The organism is Haloplanus sp. HW8-1 (assembly GCF_023703795.1).
Lineage (GTDB): Archaea > Halobacteriota > Halobacteria > Halobacteriales > Haloferacaceae > Haloplanus > Haloplanus pelagicus.
The window spans coordinates 687,094-706,943 of record NZ_CP098518.1 but is presented as its reverse complement, the minus strand read 5'-3'; the positions used below and the strand labels follow the sequence as shown (position 1 = coordinate 706,943).

At 68.0% G+C, this 19,850-nt stretch carries 23 protein-coding genes; 8 read left to right on the top strand and 15 right to left on the bottom strand.

The genetic code is table 11. The features are described from left to right. Nucleotides 1-49 precede the first annotated feature (49 nt). A complete protein-coding gene (locus NBT82_RS03710; protein ID WP_251330241.1) occupies nt 50-247 on the top strand; it encodes a DUF5800 family protein in 198 nt (65 codons plus the stop codon). A gap of 66 nt (nt 248-313) precedes the next feature. Here the strand turns inward: NBT82_RS03710 and NBT82_RS03705 are convergent, their stop codons facing one another. The 8 genes from NBT82_RS03705 to NBT82_RS03670 form a co-directional block, all read right to left on the bottom strand. Continuing rightward, complete coding sequence (locus NBT82_RS03705) at nt 314-1,054, bottom strand: dolichyl-phosphate hexose transferase (RefSeq protein ID WP_251330240.1); 741 nt, start codon at nt 1,052-1,054, stop codon at nt 314-316. Between the two features lie 42 nt (nt 1,055-1,096). Further along, a complete protein-coding gene (locus tag NBT82_RS03700) occupies nt 1,097-1,846 on the bottom strand; it encodes a ribonuclease H-like domain-containing protein (RefSeq protein WP_251330239.1) in 750 nt (249 codons plus the stop codon). Between the two features lie 45 nt (nt 1,847-1,891). Beyond that, nucleotides 1,892-2,689 carry a DUF7847 domain-containing protein gene (locus NBT82_RS03695; protein WP_251330238.1) on the bottom strand — a complete coding sequence of 266 codons (798 nt, stop codon included), beginning with the start codon at nt 2,687-2,689 and terminating at the stop codon, nt 1,892-1,894. Nucleotides 2,690-2,753: 64 nt separating this feature from the next. After that, nucleotides 2,754-3,125, bottom strand: a complete 372-nt coding sequence (locus tag NBT82_RS03690) for an ArsR/SmtB family transcription factor (protein ID WP_251330237.1) — start codon at nt 3,123-3,125, stop codon at nt 2,754-2,756. Nucleotides 3,126-3,232: 107 nt separating this feature from the next. Next, entirely contained in the window at nt 3,233-6,829 is a 3,597-nt protein-coding gene (locus NBT82_RS03685) for a PAS domain S-box protein (protein ID WP_251330236.1), read from the bottom strand. A 199-nt stretch (nt 6,830-7,028) separates the two neighbouring features. After that, on the bottom strand, nt 7,029-8,081 hold the full coding sequence (locus tag NBT82_RS03680; RefSeq protein ID WP_251330235.1) for an ABC transporter ATP-binding protein: 1,053 nt from the start codon (nt 8,079-8,081) through the stop codon (nt 7,029-7,031). Continuing rightward, the gene (locus tag NBT82_RS03675; RefSeq protein WP_251330234.1) at nt 8,078-8,878 is read right to left on the bottom strand and encodes an ABC transporter permease; all 801 of its coding nucleotides are present in this window, start codon (nt 8,876-8,878) and stop codon (nt 8,078-8,080) included. Before NBT82_RS03675 ends, NBT82_RS03680 begins: the two co-directional genes overlap by 4 nt. Then, on the bottom strand, nt 8,862-9,773 hold the full coding sequence (locus NBT82_RS03670) for an extracellular solute-binding protein (protein ID WP_251330233.1): 912 nt from the start codon (nt 9,771-9,773) through the stop codon (nt 8,862-8,864). Before NBT82_RS03670 ends, NBT82_RS03675 begins: the two co-directional genes overlap by 17 nt. Before the next feature lie 60 nt (nt 9,774-9,833). Here NBT82_RS03670 and NBT82_RS03665 point away from each other — a divergent pair, with 60 nt between their 5' ends. The 5 genes from NBT82_RS03665 (at nt 9,834) to NBT82_RS03645 (ending at nt 13,075) form a co-directional block, all read left to right on the top strand. Further along, nucleotides 9,834-10,259, top strand: coding sequence for a Tfx family DNA-binding protein (locus NBT82_RS03665; RefSeq protein ID WP_251330232.1), 426 nt, complete (start codon nt 9,834-9,836; stop codon nt 10,257-10,259). Nucleotides 10,260-10,399: 140 nt separating this feature from the next. After that, complete coding sequence (locus NBT82_RS03660; protein WP_251330231.1) at nt 10,400-10,621, top strand: hypothetical protein; 222 nt, start codon at nt 10,400-10,402, stop codon at nt 10,619-10,621. Between the two features lie 186 nt (nt 10,622-10,807). Then, nucleotides 10,808-11,497, top strand: coding sequence for an SOS response-associated peptidase (locus NBT82_RS03655; protein ID WP_251330230.1), 690 nt, complete (start codon nt 10,808-10,810; stop codon nt 11,495-11,497). A 181-nt stretch (nt 11,498-11,678) separates the two neighbouring features. Then, a complete protein-coding gene (locus tag NBT82_RS03650) occupies nt 11,679-12,059 on the top strand; it encodes a DUF5805 domain-containing protein (protein ID WP_251330229.1) in 381 nt (126 codons plus the stop codon). 41 nt (nt 12,060-12,100) lie between these two features. Further along, nucleotides 12,101-13,075 (top strand): tyrosine-type recombinase/integrase, encoded by a 975-nt coding sequence (locus NBT82_RS03645; protein ID WP_251331342.1) that lies wholly within the window; start codon nt 12,101-12,103, stop codon nt 13,073-13,075. A gap of 100 nt (nt 13,076-13,175) precedes the next feature. On the opposite strand, the gene thrC is transcribed toward NBT82_RS03645, so the two are convergent. Both thrC and NBT82_RS03635 read right to left on the bottom strand, forming a co-directional pair. Continuing rightward, nucleotides 13,176-14,366, bottom strand: coding sequence for a threonine synthase (thrC, locus tag NBT82_RS03640; RefSeq protein ID WP_251330228.1), 1,191 nt, complete (start codon nt 14,364-14,366; stop codon nt 13,176-13,178). Next, nucleotides 14,363-14,695, bottom strand: a complete 333-nt coding sequence (locus NBT82_RS03635) for a hypothetical protein (RefSeq protein ID WP_251330227.1) — start codon at nt 14,693-14,695, stop codon at nt 14,363-14,365. The genes thrC and NBT82_RS03635 overlap by 4 nt, the downstream gene beginning before the upstream one ends. 124 nt (nt 14,696-14,819) lie before the next feature. Here NBT82_RS03635 and NBT82_RS03630 point away from each other — a divergent pair, with 124 nt between their 5' ends. Continuing rightward, a complete protein-coding gene (locus NBT82_RS03630) occupies nt 14,820-15,737 on the top strand; it encodes a thiamine-phosphate synthase family protein (protein ID WP_251330226.1) in 918 nt (305 codons plus the stop codon). Nucleotides 15,738-15,841: 104 nt separating this feature from the next. On the opposite strand, the gene NBT82_RS03625 is transcribed toward NBT82_RS03630, so the two are convergent. The 3 genes from NBT82_RS03625 to NBT82_RS03615 form a co-directional block, all read right to left on the bottom strand. Further along, nucleotides 15,842-16,360, bottom strand: a complete 519-nt coding sequence (locus NBT82_RS03625) for a phosphopantetheine adenylyltransferase (RefSeq protein WP_251330225.1) — start codon at nt 16,358-16,360, stop codon at nt 15,842-15,844. Between the two features lie 174 nt (nt 16,361-16,534). Continuing rightward, complete coding sequence (locus tag NBT82_RS03620) at nt 16,535-16,975, bottom strand: universal stress protein (RefSeq protein WP_251330224.1); 441 nt, start codon at nt 16,973-16,975, stop codon at nt 16,535-16,537. A 238-nt stretch (nt 16,976-17,213) separates the two neighbouring features. Continuing rightward, nucleotides 17,214-17,846: a halocyanin domain-containing protein gene (locus NBT82_RS03615; RefSeq protein ID WP_251330223.1), complete on the bottom strand. Its 633-nt coding sequence runs from the start codon at nt 17,844-17,846 to the stop codon at nt 17,214-17,216. 125 nt (nt 17,847-17,971) lie between these two features. Between NBT82_RS03615 and NBT82_RS03610 the strand changes: the two genes are divergently transcribed. After that, nucleotides 17,972-18,400 (top strand): universal stress protein, encoded by a 429-nt coding sequence (locus NBT82_RS03610; protein WP_251330222.1) that lies wholly within the window; start codon nt 17,972-17,974, stop codon nt 18,398-18,400. Here the strand turns inward: NBT82_RS03610 and NBT82_RS03605 are convergent, their stop codons facing one another. Next, the gene (locus NBT82_RS03605; RefSeq protein ID WP_251330221.1) at nt 18,401-19,000 is read right to left on the bottom strand and encodes a response regulator transcription factor; all 600 of its coding nucleotides are present in this window, start codon (nt 18,998-19,000) and stop codon (nt 18,401-18,403) included. Between the two features lie 261 nt (nt 19,001-19,261). Further along, nucleotides 19,262-19,699 carry a chemotaxis protein CheW gene (locus NBT82_RS03600; protein WP_251330220.1) on the bottom strand — a complete coding sequence of 146 codons (438 nt, stop codon included), beginning with the start codon at nt 19,697-19,699 and terminating at the stop codon, nt 19,262-19,264. Between the last annotated feature and the right edge of the window lie 151 nt (nt 19,700-19,850).

The window sequence follows — 19,850 nt, the reverse complement described above, 5'->3', positions numbered from 1 at the left end:
ACGGCGGTGGGACGGCAGGGTTTTGAGCGCTCGCCGACTACGGCCGTTCATGACTGCGCTCTCCTTCGACGACGGCGGCGTCGACGTCGTCTACGAGGGAACCGAGTTCCGACTGGAGAAAGGCCTGATCGAGGACGCCGTCGGCAAGACCTACCCCGACGTGACCGACCACGAGGTGCTGAAGATGGTCGAAAAGGAGCCGGCACTCTCGGGTGAGCCGCGGCGGATCGGCGATATCGTCGACTGACGTCGCGATCGACCCCGTTCGCCCGGCCGACCGCGTGCCCGTCTGCGATCGGCCGGGCAGTGAGGTTCAATCGCTCCGATAGCTCTCGGCGCGTTCGACCGTCTCGGCGGTCCGCTCGATGCGGCGGTCGAACCGCTCGGCGAACCCCACCCGCAGGATCGACTTCGCGATGGCGGCGCCGCCACGGAACGGGTCGAGTTTCGTCTCGCCCGCGCGCTCGTCGTAGTCGATGGGAACCTCGGTCACGCGGTGACCCCGGGCGACGGGGCGCATCAGGAGTTCCGCGGAGAGTCCCGTGTTCTCGGTCCACTCGATCCGGTGGAGGAGGTCACGGCGGTAGGCGCGCATCCCGGTGGTCACGTCGTGGAGACGGCGTCCGAGGATGAGGCTGGCGAGTCCCGCAAAGACGCGATTGCCCAGACGGTTCAGCGCCGGCATCGTCTCGGCGCCGGGCGAAATACGGTCGCCGCTCACCACGTCGAACCCTTCGTTGACGGCATCGAGGAAGTCCGGCAAACGCTCCATCGGGTAGGTGTCGTCGCAGTCGGTGGTGACGACGACCGGCCGGTCCGGCGCGAGGACCGCCTCGCGGACGGCGACGCCGTACCCCTGCGGTTCCTGCTCGATCACGCGGGCGCCCATCTGCCGGGCGATGTCGGGCGTCCGATCGCTCGATCCGTCGACACAGACCACCTCGGCCCGTCCGTCGGTCACGCGGTCGATGTCCGCGAGGACGCTCCCGATGGCCGCTTCCTCGTTGTAGGTCCCCATGACGACGGCCACGTCGTCGAAGGTGAAGTCGCTCATACCCGTATCTGTGGTCGATCCCACTTGAACTTTTAGGTTTACCTAAAACGTCGCGTCGGAGGGACAGCAGGCGTCGTGGAGGTCCGCAGTCACCCGGTCGGCGAGGCGTTCGAGGTTTTCGGTGTCCTCGCGGTTGTACGAGACGAGGGTGTCGAGGGCCGCCTCGTCGCCGCGTTCGTACTCGCGCCAGAGGCGGACGGCGTCTTCTCCGGCGAGGTCGGGCCGGTCGCGGTCGATCCCCACCTCCGTCTCGATGCGCTTCAGCCCGCCGGTCAAATCGAGGCGGCGACAGGGGTACATCAGATCGAGGTGCGGGGCGTCGATGGAGAGGTCGAAAGAGCCTTCGAGGAAGGGCACGTCGAATCGGGCGCCGTTGAACGAAACGATGAGCGGCGCGTCCGCGAAGCGATCACGGAGGGTCCGCGCGGTGAGGTCGTCACCGCGGATCAACGTCTCGGTGTCGCCACCGCGGTAGAAACTCACCGTCGTCACGTCATTCCGGGCGGCGTCCAGTCCCGTGGTCTCGATGTCGAAAAAGAGGGCGTCGTCGCGGAAGTTCTCGTAGAGACGCCAGCGCTCCCCGCTGGGAAAGGACTCGTCGAAAAAGCGCGCGTCGCCGCGGCCGAGGTGGTCGGTCGCGACGTCGACGAAGTCGTGGATGCGGTCGGCGGTCGTCGGGCCGACGACGGAGCCGTCGAACTCCTCCCAGTGGGTGATGCCCGCCTCCCAGAGGCGGCGCTCGGTCGTCTCGCCCACCCCTCGAACCGGGATGAAACTGTTCTCGATGCGCACGCGTGGTACTGTCGCGTCGGTCGTGAAAAACCTCGCGCCACGCGGTCAGTATTTGAACGGGGAGGCGTCACCGGCCGGCGCCCAGCCGTCGGGCTTCAACTGTACGTAGGCGCGGGCGCCGATGGCAGTGGTGAGCAGGCCCGTGACGGAACCGACGGCCACGCTGGTGGCGACGACCGCCAGTTGCGGCGCGCCGACCAGCCCGAGGACGTACCCCGGGGCGGCCCCGGCAAGCCCGATGGCGAAGAGGACGACCAGCAGGAAAAAGAGTGGGAGTCGCTGACCGCCGGTCAACGCCCAGCCGTCGCGGAGGGCGTCGACGACGCTCTTGTCCTCGACGATCACCTCGAACTGGACGAAATAGAGGGCGACGGCGACGTAGATGCCGGGAACGATCAGGAATATCGCTCCCACGAAGATCAACACGTTGACCACGAACCCGGCGACGAGGGCGTTCACCAGGACCCACCCGAACCGACGGTCGACGTCGTCCGGGAAGGAGCGGCGTGCCTGCCCGACGAACGTCCGGACGGTGACGACGCCGACCGCCTGTGCGAGGACGATCTGGATCAGAAAGAGGGCGACCGCGACGACGGGGCCGACGTCGAGGGCCAGCGGCGAGGTGTCGGCCATCGGGCCGGCCGCCATCGACTCCGACGGCGGCACGGCGTTCGAGCCCTGAAACGTCCGACGGAGTGTTTCCTGAACCGCCAGACCGAGCGTCTGGCCGGCAACCGTCGACAGCGCGCCGACGACGAGATACGCCACGAAGAGGATGGCGGCGACTCGCGTCGGGAGGCGGGCAAGCCCGTCTTCGATCGCAGCGGGGATGTCCAGTGACATGGGGACGTCCGTACGAGCGGCACAAGACAGTATAAATTCCCGGGCAAGCGGTCGGAGACCGGAGTCAGTCCCCGAGGACGGAGCCCTCGGCGGCGCCGTCGTCGGTCTCGACCGTCACGCCGATGCCGTCCGCGTCGAGGCCGACGGTGACGGCGTCGACGGTCGCTTCGAAGACGGTTCGGTGGTGACCGTCGGCGTCGTACGACAGCCACGACTCCACCAGGCCGGCGTCGTCGAGACGGTCCAGCCGACGGTAGATCGTGGCCCGGGAGGCCTCACACTCCTCGACCAGGTCGCGGGCCGACCGTGGCTCCGCGTGGACGGCCTCGAGGATGGCCCGACTGTAGTCGTCTTCCAGCAGGGCCAGTACTTCGTCCGTTCGAATCGGTTCCCGTTCGTCGGTCGGCCGGCCGGGGGAGGGTTTGTAGGACGTCATCGGTCTCGGTTCCACGCTCACGCGCCACCCTCCCAGTCCTGCTGTCTACGAACGTCGTCCCGCCACGACGACAGGGCTACGTGTATAGTGTCGCCGCCGTTGATCGGTCACTCGCCACCGGCATCGAGGGTCGCCGTGTCGAACAGGAGAGAGAACGTCTTCCGCTCGGCGAGTCGCAGGTGTTTGTTGAGGGTTGGCTGCGTGATCCCGAGTCGTTCGGCGACTTCGCGGCCGTCGTTCTCGCGGGGCCACTCGAAGTAGCCCGCCGAAAGTGCGGTCGTCAGCGCCTCGCGCTGGCGGTCGGTGAGGCGCTCGGTTACCCGGTCCCGGAGTTCCGTCGGCGTCCGCTCCTGACGCTGATGTTGTCGCTTCGCGACCAGTTCGACGGACGGCGCGAGTTCGCGAAGCCGGTCGACGAAGGAGCGGACGTCCGCCTGCGCCGACACCTCGACGACGATGGTCGTCCCGTCGGGAGTCGCCGTCGCCCGCCGGAGGACCGCCCCGTACTCCGCGAGCGGCGAGCCGAACCAGGAGTCGGTCCGGACCTCGACGAGGGTCGAATCGGCGTCGTCGGTCACGACCGACACCTCGCCCGGAAGCGTCCGGTCCGCGACAGTGACCACGTCGTCGCGGTCCGCCTCGAAGGTGAAGAAGACGCTCACGCTCCCGTCGCGGGTGACGGTTCGCTCGTGGAACACCCGACAGTCGGCCGCGCGCGCGGCCCGGACGAAGGGCAACGTCACGGCAGCCCGATCGGCGTCGCGAAAGACGAGTTCGACCGTCTCGTCGGACTCGAGGGCGCGGCGGCGCTCGATGGCTGCGAGCGCGTAGCCGACCGACGTGCCGAGTTGGTCGAGGACCTCCCGTTCGCGCTCGGCGAAGGCGTTGGGGGCGGACGCACCCACCGCGAGGACGCCGTGGGTGATGCCGTCGTAGGTCAACGGAACCGCACAGATCGACTGGACCCCGGCGGCGAGTGCGTCCCGCCGCCAGTCGCCGCTCGGGCCGTCGGCGACCAGCGACTCGGCGACCTGCATCTCGTCGGCCCGCCAAGCGGCGACCGCGGGGTGGGGATCGGGGCCGGCGGTCGTCGTCGACAGTCCCGTCCCCGTGCCGGTTCCCGTCCCCGTCTCCGTCTCCGTGCCTGCGGTCACCCGGGGCGTGAGTCGGTCGGCGCCAACCTCGACGCCGCCGATCCAGGCACACTCGTACGGCCCGGCGTCGGCGAGGCGATCACAGACCGCACACTCGACCTCCGTGACACCCGAGGCGTCGGTGATTGCGGCTTCGACCTGCTGGGTGAGGGTTGCGATGCGGTCCAGTCGTTCGGCCCGTTCCGTCTGGGTCCGGAGCCGCTCCTCCTGGGCGGCGAGTCGGCGCTGACCGCGGAGGTGGTTCAGCGCGGCCTCCAGCGTCGCCGCGAGGACGTGTGCGGCTTGGATCGTGTCCGGGTCGAGCGACCGGTCCGGCTCCCCCACCAGCAGGAGGCCGTGATTGCCCAGCGCGAGCGCCCGCCAGTCGGCGAGGCCCGCGGGATCGTCGCCGTCGGCGGGCGTGACGACGCTCCCGGTCGCGAAGGCGTGCCAGAGCGGACCGCCGTCGGCGTCGACGACCCGATCGCGGAACCCGTCGGGGACCCGCCCCGCACACACCTCGGTGCGGAGGACGCCCTCGTCGTCGTCGTAGAGGAACGCACAGACCGAGGACAGACCGAGCGTCTCGGTGGCCGCTTCGACTGCCATCCGGGCTGCCTCGGTCGGCCGATCCGCGGTCGTGAGGTCCTCGGTCGCGGCGTTGAACGACGCCATCCGGCGCTCCCGGCGCTTGCGCTCGGTCACGTCGCGACTGACGATCACGATCCGTGGCGGCCCGTTCGTCCAGGTGGTCGGGTAGAAGTCGGAGTGAACCCACCGGATCTCGCCGTCCGGCCGCTCGATCCGGTACTCGTGGGCGTAGCGGTCCGCCGCCGTCTCGGACGGGACCTCGGCCTGAATCTCCTCGATGAAGTGGCGGTAGCCGGCCTCGTCGTCCTCGTGCAGCGTCCCGAAGAAGCCGTCCGGATAGCGCTCGTGAAGCGTCGAGAGCGGCTGTCCCCAGATCTCCTCGTACCCGGAACTCAGGAAGTCGGGGTTCGGCGACGCGCGGTCGAGTTCGTGGACCGGCCCCAAGAAGACGGCCTCGTCGATGCGGTCGAGGATGGCCCGGAGTCGCTGCTCCGAGCGTCGGCGCTCGGTCACGTCCCGCGAGATGGTCAACAGTCGGTCCTCGCCGTTGATCGTCGCCGTCGTCGCGGTAACGTCGAGCCACCGGATCTCGCCGTCCGCGGTTTCGAGCGCCCAGTCGAGGTCCCGTGGCTCGTCGCTTGCCATCACCTCGTCGAGGGTCTCTCGGACGTGATCGGGCGTATACCCCTCCTCGGCCGCACTCAGCGCGCCGATCCCGCGATCGAGTATCGTCTCGCGGTCGTAACCCGTCAACTCGCACATGGTGTCGTTGACCGCGACCAGCTCACCCGTCTCCGGATCGTAGACGTTGATGATGTCGGTGACGCCGTTGAAGATCTGTTCGTACTCGCGCTCCCGGCGCTTGCGCTCGGTCACGTCGCGCCCGATCGCCAGGTATCGCGTCTCGCCGCCGATCCGGGCGGTCGTGGCGTTGATCTCCAGCCATCGACGCTCTCCGGTTGCGGTTTCGACCTGCCACTCCACTTGCTCGGACTCGCCGGACTCGACGACGGAGTCGATGATCTCCTTGCCACGCTCCTCGGTGAACCCCTCGCGTTCGACGCTGATCGCCGTCGCGCCACGGTCGAGAAGCGCCGACTTCTCGTAGCCAAGCAGGTCACACAGGCTCCCGTTGGCGTCGATCATCTCGCCGGACTCGGGGTCGTGAACGGAGATGGTGTCGTTGACGCCGTCGAAGATCTGTTCGTACTCGCGTTCGCGGCGCCGGCGCTCGGTTACGTCACGAAAGTTGACCATCGTCGCCGGTTCGCCGCCGTGCCGGATCCGGGAGACGACCAGATCGAGCGTTCGCACGTCGCCGTCGGCAGTCTCCACCGTGACGTCGTATCGATCCGGCGGCGACTCGCCGGCGACGCGCCGACGATACCGCTCCCGGACCACTTCCCGACTTTCCGGCGTGAATACGTCGTAGAACGGGCCGTCGAGAAGCGTCGGTCGGTCGTATCCGGTGATCTCCACGAACCGATCGTTGACGAACGTGAACGACTCGTCTTGGACGACGGCGACGCCGTCCGAACTCTGCTCGACCAGCGTCGAGTACTTCTCGTGTTCCTCCGCAGCGGTTCGGTCGTGCCCACAGTCCACCACGGCGGTGACCCGACTTGTCAGCAGATGCGGGTCGTCCTCGACGATTCGGCGCGGGAGCGTATCCGCAGCACCGGCGGCCAGGGCCGCAGTCGTCCGATCGTATCCGCCCGCGACCAGCACGACGGCTGGCGGAGCGTCGTCGACCTCGCCGGCGTCGGCGACGACGGCGGCGGCGTCGACGCCCGAGGCCCCATCGTCGACGAGCAGGCAGTCGACCCCGTCGAGTTCGGCCCCCTCGTGGACGGCCGCCGGTCGGCGGGACTCGACGCGGACCGGCGGCTCACCCGAACCGACACCCGAACGGAACGACGCCGCCGTGTCGTCGGCCCCGACGACGGCGACGTGTACCGATCCGGACCGGAGCGAAGACATGGCTCACACACGTCATCCGAGCGCCGTAAAACGTTCGTCCGACGGTCGCTCGCGCCGGTCTCTCAGGCCGTGAGACGCTGCCCCGGGAACGAGTGTCTACGGCTACGAGTCGTCACTACCCGCCTTCGGCCCTCCATCCGTCGACTCACCACCTCGCTTCTCGCCCCCGTCCGACCGCTCGACCGTAACTGGCCGACGATTACCCTCGGTCCGAGCCGGATTCCGGAATCACGTGGACGTCCGCCGGCGGTACCGACACCGCCACCGGGGCGCCCCGGTCGAGGCCGTCGGTCGTCCCCGCGCGGACCGTCGCGACGACCGTGAGGTCGGCGCCGTCCAGGGCGACGGTCACCCGTCGGTCGTCGCCCTCGTTCAGTACCCGCCGGATCGTTCCACGGAGGCCGTCACCACAGTCCGCCGATCCGGCGGGCGTCACCCCGACGCGGGCGGGGCGGACGCAGGCCGTGACGGGCGAGGAGACGGCCCCGTCGACACGGGCCTGGAGTGTGGCGTCGCCCACGGCGAGGACGACAGCCCCGTCGGTTCGGTCGACGACCCTCGCCTCGAAGACGTTCTCGGCGCCGGTAAACCGGGCGACGAAGGCCGTTCGCGGCCGGTTCAGAACCGCCACGGGCGGACCGACCTGTTCGACGCGCCCGTCGTGCAGAACGGCCACCCGATCCCCGAGCGCCGTCGCGGCGCGTCGGTCGTGGGTGACGTAGACGACGGGGATATCGAGGCCGTCGAACAGGTCGGCGAGTTCGTCTCGAAGCCGCCGTCGCGTCGGCGCGTCGAGGCTCGACAGCGGTTCGTCGAGGAGGAGAAAGTCGGGATCGGCCGCGAGCGTCCGGGCGAGGGCGACCCGCTGGCGCTCCCCGCCGGAGAGGGCGGCCGGGCGGCGGTCCAGAACGGACTCGATCTCCAACAGCGCCGCGAGGTCGTCGACGCGTCCGGTTCCCTCGACGGCGAAACCGACGTTCTCCCGCGCGGTCAGGTGCGGGAACAGCGCGCCGTCCTGGAAGACGACACCGGCACCGCGCTCCTCGATGGGTCGTCCCACGAGCGACCGCCCGTCGAGAGTGACGCGGCCGGCGTCGGGCGTCACCATACCGGCGACCGCCGCGAGAAGCGTCGACTTGCCGCTGCCCGACGGTCCGAGGATCGCGAGGATCTCGTCGTCGACGACGAGGTCGACCGGGCCGAAATCGAACCCGTCGTAGGACAGTTCCAGTCCGGTCACGTCGAGTGTCATTCGAGGGGGTTGGTGCCGAGCGTTTCGAGGACGACGAGCGTCGCAACCGCGAGGCCGACGAGGACGACCGCAATGGGGAAGGCCTCGTCGAGGCCGAGCGTCGTAAACGAGATCCAGATCTGGACCGGCATCGTCCGCGGGTAGTACGCGAGCATGATCGTCGCACCGAACTCCCCCATGGCGCGGGCAAACGCGAGCGTGACGCCGGCGAGGATACCGGGCCACGCGAGGGGAAGCGTCACCCGTCGGACGGCCGTGAACCGCCGCTTGCCGAGCGAACGGGCGGCGTATTCGAGACGGCGGTCGACCCCCTCGATGGCCGCCTTCGACGTGACGACGACGAACGGCGAGGCGACGAACGTCTGGGCGAGGACGACGCCCGCGAGCGACCGCGTCAGGGGCACGCCGGCCGTGGCGGCCGCCCCACCGACGAGGGTATCGGGGCCGACGACGGTCAGCAGCACCATGCCGCTGACGACCGGGGGGAGAACGAGCGGAAGCACCACCAAGGCGGTGAGAAGCGTCGGCAGGCGGCCCTCGGCGCGGGCGAGCCAGTAGGCAAGCGGGAGGCCGAGGAGCGTCGCGAGCAGGGTGCTCGCGCCCGCCCCCAGCAACGACGTCTTGGCGGCGCGGACGACGTCGGGGTCGGTGAGGCGGGCGAGGACCGCGCCCGGCGGCTGGGCCAGTACCAGCGAGAGGAGAGGGACGAGATAATAACAGAGCAACGTCGCACCGAGGAGACCGGTAGCTGAGAGCCAGTCGAGGCGCCGCGACAGGCTGTCAGCGTGCGAGATCATCGGGGGAGTCACCGGTGAACCGCGGGTAGTCGTCGGGCACCACGAATCCGAACTCGCCGAGGTACGCGCCGGTGATCGCACGCTCGAACACGGCGCGCACGGGAGCCGAGTCGTGGCGCATCGTCGATCCGTAGCTCACGGGCGCGCCCCTCACCACCGTGCCACTCGGGAGTTCGTACGAGACGGCGGCGTACCGATCGGCGAAGCGAGGCGTTCCCAGATCGATCTCGGGGGGGAGAGAGACGTAGTCGTACCCACGCTGTTCGGCCATGCTGCGGTAGGTGATGGCGGCGTCGATCGCCCCGGTCTCGAACTGGCTGACGAGCCGGGTTTCGGGGAAGATCTGTTCGCGACGGGGGATCGCCTCCCCGAGATCGGTCTCCAGCCCGTAGTACTCGGTCGCCAGGTCGAGGACGAACAGGGTGCGATAGCCGAGAGGGTCGAGATCCGGGTCGGTGCGGCCGAGCGACACCCCCTCCGCGAGCAGCGGGCGATACCAGCGATCGGGGGCGGCCGCCGCCAGTCGTCGCCCTCCCTCGCTGTCGGCGTCGTACGCGACGACGACCGCGTTCGTCGCGAACTCGGCGTACCACGACGGATCGAGCGGGCCGTCGAAGAGAGCCACGTCCGACAGCGAGACGATGTCGGGAGCCTTGGTCCCTGCGGCGACGAGCCGTGCGACCTCCGCGGAGCCGTGAGCTTCGACCCGAAGACGGGCGTCGACCCGCGACCGGAGCCCGTTTTCGAGGGCGTCGTTCAGACTGCCGGCGGCAAGCACCGACACGGTCGGGGGCGGATCGGCGGTATGACCCACGCCGAGACAGCCGCCGACACCACCGACCGACGCGGCGAGGGCGGAGAGAACGCCGCGACGGTCGACAGGGATCCCGTCCATACACGTGGCAAAGAGAAGGTTGAAACAAAGGCTTATCTCAAACAGATTCGTTTGACCGGCATGATCTCGGCTACGTCGACGACGCTGACCGAACGGCAGGTGGAGGTCCTGGAACTGCGCGAGGCGGGCCACACCCAACAGGAGGTGGCAGAAATGCTGGGAACGACCGACTCGAATGTGAGCGCTATCGAACGCGCCGCCGAGGAGAACGTCGAGAAGGCCCACGGAACGCTGGAGCTACTCCGGGTCGTCCGGTCGCCAGTCCGTTTCGCCGTCGAGGCAGGAACCTCGTTCGACGAACTGGTCGACCAGGTGTACGAACGAGGCGACGAGACGGGGATCAAACTCGCCTACTGTCGGCCGGAACTCTACACCCACCTCTTCGGGCGACTCGAAGAGCACACGGTCAAGAACCGACTGGAGACGGCAGTCGAGTTCGGACTGACGAGGGATGGGGACGTGACGGTCTTCGCTCCCGAGGCGTGACGGAGGCGGGCGAGACACGTCCCCATCCACCGGAAGATGTCAGATCGAGGGATCGGGGCCTGTCACTCGGTTATTCAACAAACGTCCCGCGCCGTAAGGTTGCGTGGATATATGCCGGCTCCGAGTCACACGAGTGATCGATGATCGAACGAATCGCGGACGTGCTCACGGGGCTTCGGAACGACTCGGTCGGCCGGTCGACGAGCGGCGAGGGGACGGCGTCCCGGAACGTGTCCGCCCGGCTCTTTCGGTGTGCGTGCTGTGAGACCGTGTACGTCGCCGAGGAGAAACGGACATGTGCGTCGTGTGACGTCGAAGTCACGCAGATTCGGTCGACGGTTCGCTCCCGTCCGACCCGCTGAGCCGGGGGGTGGTCCCGTGGTCGGTCGACAACCGTCCCGAACCGTCGCCACCGCGGCGAGTTCGACACAGGTTCGGGTCGTGGCCGCCGAACGGGACACGCCGATTGTTTATAGCGATATGCAGTTTATCTATTCGGCACCCGACGCCCCGGGCGGTTTATGCACGTCTCGGCCCAACGGCCGTCCATGTGCGGGCGATACACGCTGTTCACGTCGGCCGAACGACTGGCGGCACGCTTCGGGACGGCGACTCCGGATCTGGAGCCGCGATACAACTGTGCCCCCGGCCAGACCCTTCCCGTCGTGACCGGAGCGGACCCGGACCGGATGCGAAGACAGCAGTGGGGGCTGGTCCCGTCGTGGGCCGACGAGGCCTCGACCGACCTGATCAACGCCCGCGCGGAGACGCTACCCGAGAAGCCGAGCTTCGCCGACGCGTTCGAACGGCGCCGCTGTCTCGTGCCCGCGGACGGGTTCTACGAGTGGGTGAATCACTCGTCGGGGAAGCAGCCGTACCGAGTCGCCTTCGAGGACGACCGGCCGTTCGCCATGGCCGGCATCTGGTCGCGGTGGAAGCCACCGTCGAGACAGACCGGTCTCGGCGAGTTCGGGCACGGCGACGTCTCCGAGGATCCGGAGCCGATGGAGTCGTTCGCCGTCGTGACGACGGAACCCAACGACCTCGTCGCCGATCTCCACCACCGGATGGCAGTCGTCCTCGAGCCGGACGAGGAGTCGACGTGGCTCCACGGATCAATCGAGGAGGCGCGGGCGCTACTGGATCCGTACCCGGACGACGAGTTGATCGCCTACCCGGTCTCGTCACAAGTGAACGATCCGCGAAACGACTCGGCCGCGTTGATCGAACGGGCGTAGCCGTGTCGATGGCCGACTGAGTTGTATTTGTGAATATATCCCTTCAATAGCGATAATTTTGGCCCCGCGTACACAGATATACTGATTTTCGGGGAGCAACTGAGGACCTAGTGGCACAAATAAGAGCATTTATCTTCACAGGTGGGCCTACTTTGAAGAGGTAAGGGTTCGATGGGGGGGTATGGGAGACGACGCCGACAGCGTCGCGGTGAAGACGTACGTCCCGCCCTACCAGAAGGAACGCTGGCGCGAACACGCGGAGCGTCTCGGGATGAGCCAAAGCGAGTTCGTCCGGACGATGGTCCAAGCGGGGCGTCGGGACTTCGAGGTGCCCGGGCCGACCGAGGACGAGGACGCCGGAGAACCCCCGAGTTCGGGGCTCGAACCCCAGGTGAGAGACGCCCTCGACCCGAAAGACGGCCGTTCGTGGGACGACCTGGTCGCCGCGGTGACTGAGGACGTGGAAGACCGCCTGGAGGAGACACTCGCGGAGCTACAACGGCGAAACGTCGTCCAGCACAGTCCTCGGGCGGGCGGCTACCGACTGGTGGAGGACGCGTGAGCGACGACGTCGACGACCCCGTGGGCTACTTCCTGCAGGATATGACGTTCCACGGGAAGACCGACCGCACGCGAACTGCCTACGAGCGTGTCCTGCGGGACTTCGAGGCGTTTCTCGACGCCGATCAGGGCGTCGACGGACCGGCAGCGGCCGAACACAGGGACTGCATGGCGTGGGTCCACCGCTTGCGAGGAACCGTCGCGGAGAGTACCGTCGCCACCTACGCGGCCTACCTCCACCGGTTTTATGCCTACATGACCCAAGTCGGTGCGTTCGAGAGCAACCCGATGACGCTCGTCGTCGAGGAGATGGACGAGCGGATCAACACCGACCCGACCCGCCGCGAGATATCGGTTCCGGAGATGCGGGAGTTCGTCGCCAGCGTCGCTCACCCGCTCGATCGCGCGCTACTGGTGACGATGCTCAAGACGGGCATCCGGGTCGGCGAACTCTGCAACCTCGACGTACAGGACCTCTCGATCCCGGTGACTCGGAACGCTCTCGACGTGTCGATCCGACCGCAACTCGACGGCCGCGGCGACGCCCTGTTCGTGGCCGCGGATCGTGCCGTCGGCGACGTGACCGAGGGCGAGCGTCGGACGGCCGCGAACAAGCGAAAGCGAGCGACGGTGATCCCGGTCGACGGGGAACTTCGCCGGGTGCTTCGTCGGTGGCTGGCCATCCGCCCCGATCCAATCTCCCGTGCTCGTCCCCTCTTCGTGAGCACGAGCGACAACTGGGGGCGACGCGTGACGCCCCACGCGGTCCACCACACCGTCGAAATATACGCGAGCGCCCGAGGGTGGCACCGCGAGGGCGGCGGTGCAGAGGAGAACGTCACGCCTCACTACTTCCGGCACTTCTTCACGACGCACCTCCGCGATCGCACGGGCGACCGAGGCATCGTCAAGTATCTCCGCGGCGACGTGGCCAGCGACGTGATCGACACCTACACCCACGACTGGGGCGATCGGGTCCGACGGACGTACGAGGAGCACATCTACGCCCTCGCCTGAGCGGCGTCGCGTACACAACCAATAAACCATATTCCGCTATATCAAATGTTCTCGCGGGGGTCGGGGAACCGTCGACGCCGAAGACGGATCGGGAGGGAATCTACTCGAACCGCGTGGCGAGCGTCCCGGCCAGTTCGTCGAGCGCCACCGCCGCCGGGTCGGGTGCGGACGCCTCGGCGGATTCCTTGAGTCCGGAACCGGTCGCAACGAGGACGATGCGGTCGTCCGGCCCGACCACGCCGTCGGCGGCGAGTCGACGCGCTCCCGCGAGCGTCGTCGCCGACGCCGTTTCGACGGCAAAGCCCGCGTCTCGGGCGAATCGCCTCCGGGCCGCCCTGATTTCGTCGTCGTCGACGCTCACCACGGCCCCGTCGGTCGCCTGTGCCGCCGCGAGCGCCCGCGTCCCGCTGGGTGGGTCGGCGTTGGCGATGGAGTAGGCGATGGTTTCGCCCGGTTCCACGGGCGTGACCGTCTCCGCATCCGCCTCGAACGCGGTCGCGACCGGGGCACAGGCCGCCGCCTGGACGAAACAGAGCTTCGGCGTTCCGGGAAGGGCGCCGCCATCGCGCAGGTCACGGATGGCCTTCCACGCACCGCTCGCGTGGCCGCCGCTGCTGACGGGCATCACGACGGCGTCCGGCGCCGACGGGCGCCAGGCGTCGAGGAGTTCCAGCATCGTGGTCTTCTGGCCGGCGACGCGTGTCGGCACGTCGGAGTTGAGGAAGGCGATATCCAGCGAGTCGCCGATCCGGAGAGACTCCGCGTAGAGGCGGCCGTAGTCGCCGTCGATCCGGAGGATCGTCGGGTCGTACCGGTCGATTATCGCCAGCCGCTCGGACGGGATGTCGGCGGGCACGAGGACGACACAGTCGAGGTCGACGGCCGCGGCGTGGGCCGCCACGCTCATCGCCATGTTTCCGTGAGAGACGGTGCCGACAGTCGACACCCCGCGTTCGAGGGCGTCTGCGACCCCGACGGCGCTCCCGCGGTCCTTGAAACTTCCAGTCGGATGTTCGGCCTCGTCTTTCACCCAAGTTCGACAGCCGGCGAACGCGTCGAGACCGGCTGTGCGGACCAGCGGCGTCCCGCCTGCGGCCACCGCCAACCCCTGGGGCTCGTCGACCGGAAGCAGGTCGCGGTAGCGCCAGACGCCGTGATCGTCGGGCGGGTCCGCCGGATCGTAGCCCCCGTCGGTGTCGAACCAGCGCGGTTCTCCACACGGACACCGACTCCTCGACGACCGGTCACCCGACGCCCCACAGCGATAACAGCGCAGTCGATCGGTCGTCATCGCTCGCCGTCCATCCGGATGTCGGAGGGCCGCCCGGGAGCGACGACGTTCAGTCCGGCGACTGTCCCGTGGACGGCGCTCCCGGGGCGGTGGGCGCCCCGGACCGCCGGGGGGAAGACACCACTGGACCTCATCGGGTCGGCGGCGGTATGAACCGTGAGTGGCCCCTGTACGAACGGACGACTCCGTTCGCGCGCAACGATGATCGAGGGATCCGGGGACGCTCCGAACCACTCCGAGGGGAACCGATCACTGCCGTCCGTGGACGCGTATCGCCAGCCTGCGTCCGGTCCGTGCGCCGCCACGTCGTCGACTGGCACCTGCTGCATAGACGCTCGTCGGCGGCACCGAACGAAAGCGTTTGGGAGTGGCGAGGGCGACGGCGGTGACTAGCTTATAACTCCCGTCGCCCCGAGGTGGGGATATGGATCACGGGACACGGGTGGTGGAACCGTGACGGTGCAGTTACCGAGCCAGATCGTCGTCGAGCGTTTCCTCCCCACGGTACGGTCGATGCTCGCTGCCGAACTCTCGGAGCGTGGGTTCGCTCAGCGCGAGATCGCCGACCGCCTCGGAGTATCACAGGCGGCCGTGAGTCAGTATCTCGCGGGCGACGGCGGGCGTGAGGAGCGGTTCGTCGAACAGTCACGGATGCAGGCGACCGTCGAGCGCATCGCCGAGGGGTTCGCGACGGGCCGCATGGACGACTACGAGGCGCTGGCGGAGCTGTTGGAACTCGTCAGAGACTTCGAGGATCGAGGACCGATCTGTGCGATTCACGAGGAGGAGATGCCCGCGCTCGAAGGGATGGGTTGTGATCTATGCGTACGCGGGCGCGACCGGGCGGTCCAGGCCGAGCGCGAGGTGCTCTCGAACGTCCGCCGGGCGGTCAGAGCCTTCGCCAACGCGCCGGGCGTGGCCGCCCACGTCCCGAACGTCGGGACGAACGTGGCGATGGCACTCCCGGATCCGGCCGACGAGACGGACGTGGCGGCGGTTCCCGGGCGCATCCACGCGATGCGCGGGGGGATCAACGTCCCCTCGAACCCCGAGTTCGGCGCCTCACAGCACGTCGCGACGACGCTTCTCGCCGCCACGACCGCCGATCCGTCGATTCGTGGGGCGATCAACCTGGCCACGTCCGACGACCTCCTCGCGGCGGTGCCGGAGTCGCTGGACGCCGTCGCGTTCGACGCCGCCTACGAGGACCGGCGCGAGCGACTGCGGGCGCTCTTCGCGGACGGCGTCCCCGGCGTCGTCTACCACGAGGGCGCCTTCGGCATCGAACCGATCACCTACGTCCTCGGCGAGAGCGCCGTCGATGCCGTCGACCGGGCGCGGACCCTCGTCGAGCGGGTCGACGGATCGTAAATTGCATGTCGCGATAGCGAATCGGAGATTTCGCGGGAGCCGTTCCGTGTCCCGCTCGCGGCGGGTCGCCCCCTCGACCGCGATTCCCGACTGGCGGGACCAGTTCAGTCCGGATGCCGACCGTGGACGTCGATCTCGCCGTCCCGGATGCGAGTGCTGCTGATGCGGGTCCCCTCCTCGTCGACGACGAAGGGAGCGGTGTGGATTTCGAGCGGCGACAGTCCGGCCTCGACGCGGCGTTCGTTGATCCCGTAGGCTCGGCGTTGGGCTTTGGCTTCCGGCGACGTGACGAGGGCGTCGACAGCCTCGCGGGTCGCGGCCGGACCGTCGGGGTCCGCCAGGCGACTGATCGCGGCGGACGCCGAGTAGGCGTCGCCGATCCGGTCGAGTTCCGCGCCGAGCGCGTCGCGGCGCTTGGCGTACGATCCGATCAATTCCGCGTGCGATGGATCACTTCGCATCTCGGCCGCGAGTTCGGAGGCGGTCAGTCCGACGACGACGTGGCCGTCACCGTCGCCGTCGTGGCTGGCCGTCTGGAAGGCGTGGTGCAACAGGGCGCGGTGGCCGTTGTGGATCGGGGAGAACGTTCCACCGAGGACTACGATACGGTCGGCGGATGTCATGCGTCGAACAACAGCGGCCACCTCCGTGTAGCTGGGGGTCACGAGCGACTCGGGACTCTACCGGACGACGCCGGGAGCGTGACGTCCCGCGGCCCTCGGAGCCACCACGCTGCCCATCGCCTCGCGTTCGACGGTGGCCCTCGCGGCCTTCGGGTAGTCGGCCTCGCCGTCGGGTCAGTCGTCGTCGATCGGTCCCCGGACCGTCAGGACCGGGACGTCGACCGTCCGGAGGACGCGTTCGGTGACGCTCCCGAGGAGGGTGCGTTCCAGACCGGTGCGACCGTGGGTGCCCATCACCACGAGGTCGATGTCGTGCTCCGCAGCGTGCGCCCGGATGGTCTCGTGGGGGACGCCGAGGCGGATCGCCTCGACGACCGGGACGCCGGCCGCCTCAGCCAGCGCCGTCACCGACGCCACCGGTTGGTGGTCAGACCGGTCGAGCAGGTCGAGAACCGCCTCGCGATCCATCCCGGTACTGATAGGACTCATTCTGACGTCGACGACGTAGAGCGCGTGAACCGTCGCATCGCAGGTCGCCGCAAGGTCGATAGCGTGCTCGGCAGCGGCCGTCGCCGCATCGCTCCCGTCCGTGGGTACGAGGACCCGTTCGTACACGATGGTGTCTGTGGACGCGCCGGGCTTGAGTGTATCCCCTTGGGACGACGGTCGGGGAGCCACCGCACGGGCGTAACGTATACTGGAACCGCTTCACCCAACCGGCGCCCGTCGACGGGTCCGCCGCCGATGCCGACCGGAGGGGCGACCCACCGCGTCCGGATCCGCCGGTGGTGCCCGGGCCGTGGTCGCCAGTGTCGCCACTCGCGGGTCGGGTGGCAGGAATCGGAACGGGGAATCAAGCGCTCTCGAACGTCTCGCCGTAATCGCCGCCGTATCGGACGAAGAAGTAAGCGAGAGCGAGGACTGAAACCAGACCGCTCGTCAGTGCGACTACGAGCGCCTTCGCGCTGTCGGGGACGGCGGGCGCGGAACTGCCGCCGCCACCACCGCCGCCACCGCCACCACCACCGTCGGAGTCGGGCATCGCGCCGACGACGACGACACCCTTCATGCCGAGCGCGCGGTGGGGCTGGCAGAAGTACTTGATCGTCCCCTCGGAGTCGAGAGTCTGTTCGAACGTGAAGCCGGCTTCGGCGGTGAGATCACTCTCGAAGTCACCGCCCTCCTCGGCGACGACGTTGTGTTGTCCCCCCTCGCCGGTCCACTCCCAGACGACGGTGGTTCCGGGGTCGACCTGGACCGCCGGAGGACCGAAGGCGTAGGCACCGCCGTTACCCTCGGCGCCGACCGTGATCGTCACCTCGTCCTGTTCGGTCGCGTCCTCGACCTCGCTGTAGTTGCCCACGTCGCTCATCCACCCACCGAACGACGCCTGCGCCGCCGCGGTGCCGGCGGCGGTCGCCGTCGCCGCGGCACCCGCGACGGCCGTCAGAAATCCGCGTCGCGAGGCGAAACGTTGGCTTCCCATACCGGGGGTAGCGGGCCATCCTACGAAAACCTGACTATCCTGTCGGACGACGGCACCGCGCCGGCGTTCCCGGTCGGACGGAACGGACCCCTACGCTTACGGTGCCGTCGCCCGGATCCTCCGTCATGACGAAACGACTGCTCGTTCCCGTCGACGGATCGGACCCCGCAGACGCCGCGCTCTCGTTCGCGCTGGATGAGTATCCCGACGCCGACATCACGATCCTCTCGGTGATCGATCCCACGGACGTGGGCTATGGATCGATCGAGGCCGCACCGAGCACCTTCGATCGTCTGCAACGGACTGCGGAGGAACGAGTCGAGAACGTCTTGGAAGAAGCGCGGGAGACGGCAGCCGAACACGGCGTCGACGTGACGGCGGAGACGGTGATCGGAATGCCTTCGCGAGCCATCGTCGAGTGGGCGGAGAACAACGACGTGGACGGCATCGTCATCGGGAGCCACGGCAGAGAAGGCGTCACGCGCGTACTGCTGGGGAGCGTCGCCGAGTCGGTCGTCCGCCGGTCGCCCGTGCCGGTGACGGTCGTCCGGTAACTACCCCTCGGTGGAATCGACCGGGCCGCCGTTCGGGAGTTCTCTGAACGCGACCGTGAAATCGGTGTCGTCGAACTCCTCGACGGTGGAGTCGAGTTCGCTCTCGACGGCGTCGAGTTGGCGGAGCAGTTTCTGATACTCCTCGCTCTCGTCGAGTTCGTGTGGCGTCTTTGCCTCCTCGAGGGTCACCTTCTTCTCGACGAGCTGGAACTTGAGTTGGAGCTGATCGTCGTAGGAGTTCCGAACCACCATCCGCTCGACGGTGTCCATGAGTTCGGGCTGATCGACGGGCTTCACCAGGTAGTCGTCGATCTCCATGTCGACGATTTCGAACCCCGGATCGACCGCCGTCACCATGACGATCCGCACGTCGAAATCCTCCTCGGCAACCGCATCGACGACCGCGTCGCCCGAGAGACCGGGCATCCGTCGGTCGAGCAACATTACGTCGATATCGTCGTCCAGTTTTTCCAGTGCCTCGTTACCGTCGTAGGCCGTCCGCGCCTCGGCGAACTCGTCGATCCAGTAGGCGTACAGATCCGCCAGTGACTGCTCGTCGTCGACGATGAGCACCGTCGCGTCCGAAAGTTCGGTCGTCATGTTCGTACTCTTTGGTGGCAGGGATCACGCGGTCGATCGGGGAACGAATCGCGAGCCGTGCGCGGGCGAAGCGGGGCCCAACCTTCCGTTCGCGCGCCGTGTCCGTCGTCCCCTCCGATTGACCCGAACGGGCCGAGCCGGGAACATCCCGGTACGTCCCTCGTCGGTGAGGCTTCATCGAATCGGTTCGCTTCGTCGTACAAGAAGCTACTGGCCGAGTTATCGGTGATGATAGCAGTCGGTCGGCCGGCGGGGGCGTCGCTACGACACATCGACCACGGTCGGGCGAACCCAGATAACGAAGTCGTCGTCGCGCTTGATCACGCCCCTGACTGCCTCGTCGTCGTCGACGGGGGAAGACTCCACGTCGCTCTCGTCGACCTCGACGACCTGTTCGACCTCGTCGACGATCCAGCCGATCGACTTGCCCTCTGCCGTCCGGTCGGGATCGAACACGACGATCCGCTTGCCGTCCCCGTCGTCGTCGATGCCGAACACCACCTTTGGATCGACGATCGTCGTCGTCTTGCCCCGGAGATCCATCACCCCCTCGACGTGACTCGCGGCGTTCGGGATCACCGTGAGATCGTTCACGTCCACGATTTCGGCGACGTGTCCGATGTCGACACAGTATGTCTCGGTCCCCAGTTCGAACTCCAGAAGCTGTACGGTTCGCCCGCGGGTCGCCGTCTCGCTCATGGGTCCGCCCCCGGCCCGCCGTGACCGGTGGTATCGGTTCCGTCACGTTCCTCCATACACGCACAGTCGGGGAATTTCACATTAAACGTACTGGTCGGATTATCCTGAATGATAACGGTGCCGGTGTATTTATTCCACCGCTGTGGGAAGG

What these genes read in the sequence shown, in the direction of transcription:
- NBT82_RS03710 (WP_251330241.1), top strand. Translation starts at nt 50, where the DNA reads ATGACTGCGCTCTCCTTCGACGACGGCGGCGTCGACGTCGTCTACGAG.
- NBT82_RS03705 (WP_251330240.1), bottom strand. Translation starts at nt 1,054, where the DNA reads ATGAGCGACTTCACCTTCGACGACGTGGCCGTCGTCATGGGGACCTAC.
- NBT82_RS03695 (WP_251330238.1), bottom strand. Translation starts at nt 2,689, where the DNA reads ATGTCACTGGACATCCCCGCTGCGATCGAAGACGGGCTTGCCCGCCTC.
- NBT82_RS03690 (WP_251330237.1), bottom strand. Translation starts at nt 3,125, where the DNA reads ATGACGTCCTACAAACCCTCCCCCGGCCGGCCGACCGACGAACGGGAA.
- NBT82_RS03685 (WP_251330236.1), bottom strand. Translation starts at nt 6,829, where the DNA reads ATGTCTTCGCTCCGGTCCGGATCGGTACACGTCGCCGTCGTCGGGGCC.
- NBT82_RS03680 (WP_251330235.1), bottom strand. Translation starts at nt 8,081, where the DNA reads ATGACACTCGACGTGACCGGACTGGAACTGTCCTACGACGGGTTCGAT.
- NBT82_RS03675 (WP_251330234.1), bottom strand. Translation starts at nt 8,878, where the DNA reads ATGATCTCGCACGCTGACAGCCTGTCGCGGCGCCTCGACTGGCTCTCA.
- NBT82_RS03670 (WP_251330233.1), bottom strand. Translation starts at nt 9,773, where the DNA reads ATGGACGGGATCCCTGTCGACCGTCGCGGCGTTCTCTCCGCCCTCGCC.
- NBT82_RS03665 (WP_251330232.1), top strand. Translation starts at nt 9,834, where the DNA reads ATGATCTCGGCTACGTCGACGACGCTGACCGAACGGCAGGTGGAGGTC.
- NBT82_RS03660 (WP_251330231.1), top strand. Translation starts at nt 10,400, where the DNA reads ATGATCGAACGAATCGCGGACGTGCTCACGGGGCTTCGGAACGACTCG.
- NBT82_RS03655 (WP_251330230.1), top strand. Translation starts at nt 10,808, where the DNA reads ATGTGCGGGCGATACACGCTGTTCACGTCGGCCGAACGACTGGCGGCA.
- NBT82_RS03650 (WP_251330229.1), top strand. Translation starts at nt 11,679, where the DNA reads ATGGGAGACGACGCCGACAGCGTCGCGGTGAAGACGTACGTCCCGCCC.
- NBT82_RS03645 (WP_251331342.1), top strand. Translation starts at nt 12,101, where the DNA reads ATGACGTTCCACGGGAAGACCGACCGCACGCGAACTGCCTACGAGCGT.
- thrC (WP_251330228.1), bottom strand. Translation starts at nt 14,366, where the DNA reads ATGACGACCGATCGACTGCGCTGTTATCGCTGTGGGGCGTCGGGTGAC.
- NBT82_RS03635 (WP_251330227.1), bottom strand. Translation starts at nt 14,695, where the DNA reads ATGCAGCAGGTGCCAGTCGACGACGTGGCGGCGCACGGACCGGACGCA.
- NBT82_RS03625 (WP_251330225.1), bottom strand. Translation starts at nt 16,360, where the DNA reads ATGACATCCGCCGACCGTATCGTAGTCCTCGGTGGAACGTTCTCCCCG.
- NBT82_RS03615 (WP_251330223.1), bottom strand. Translation starts at nt 17,846, where the DNA reads ATGGGAAGCCAACGTTTCGCCTCGCGACGCGGATTTCTGACGGCCGTC.
- NBT82_RS03610 (WP_251330222.1), top strand. Translation starts at nt 17,972, where the DNA reads ATGACGAAACGACTGCTCGTTCCCGTCGACGGATCGGACCCCGCAGAC.
- NBT82_RS03605 (WP_251330221.1), bottom strand. Translation starts at nt 19,000, where the DNA reads ATGACGACCGAACTTTCGGACGCGACGGTGCTCATCGTCGACGACGAG.
- NBT82_RS03600 (WP_251330220.1), bottom strand. Translation starts at nt 19,699, where the DNA reads ATGAGCGAGACGGCGACCCGCGGGCGAACCGTACAGCTTCTGGAGTTC.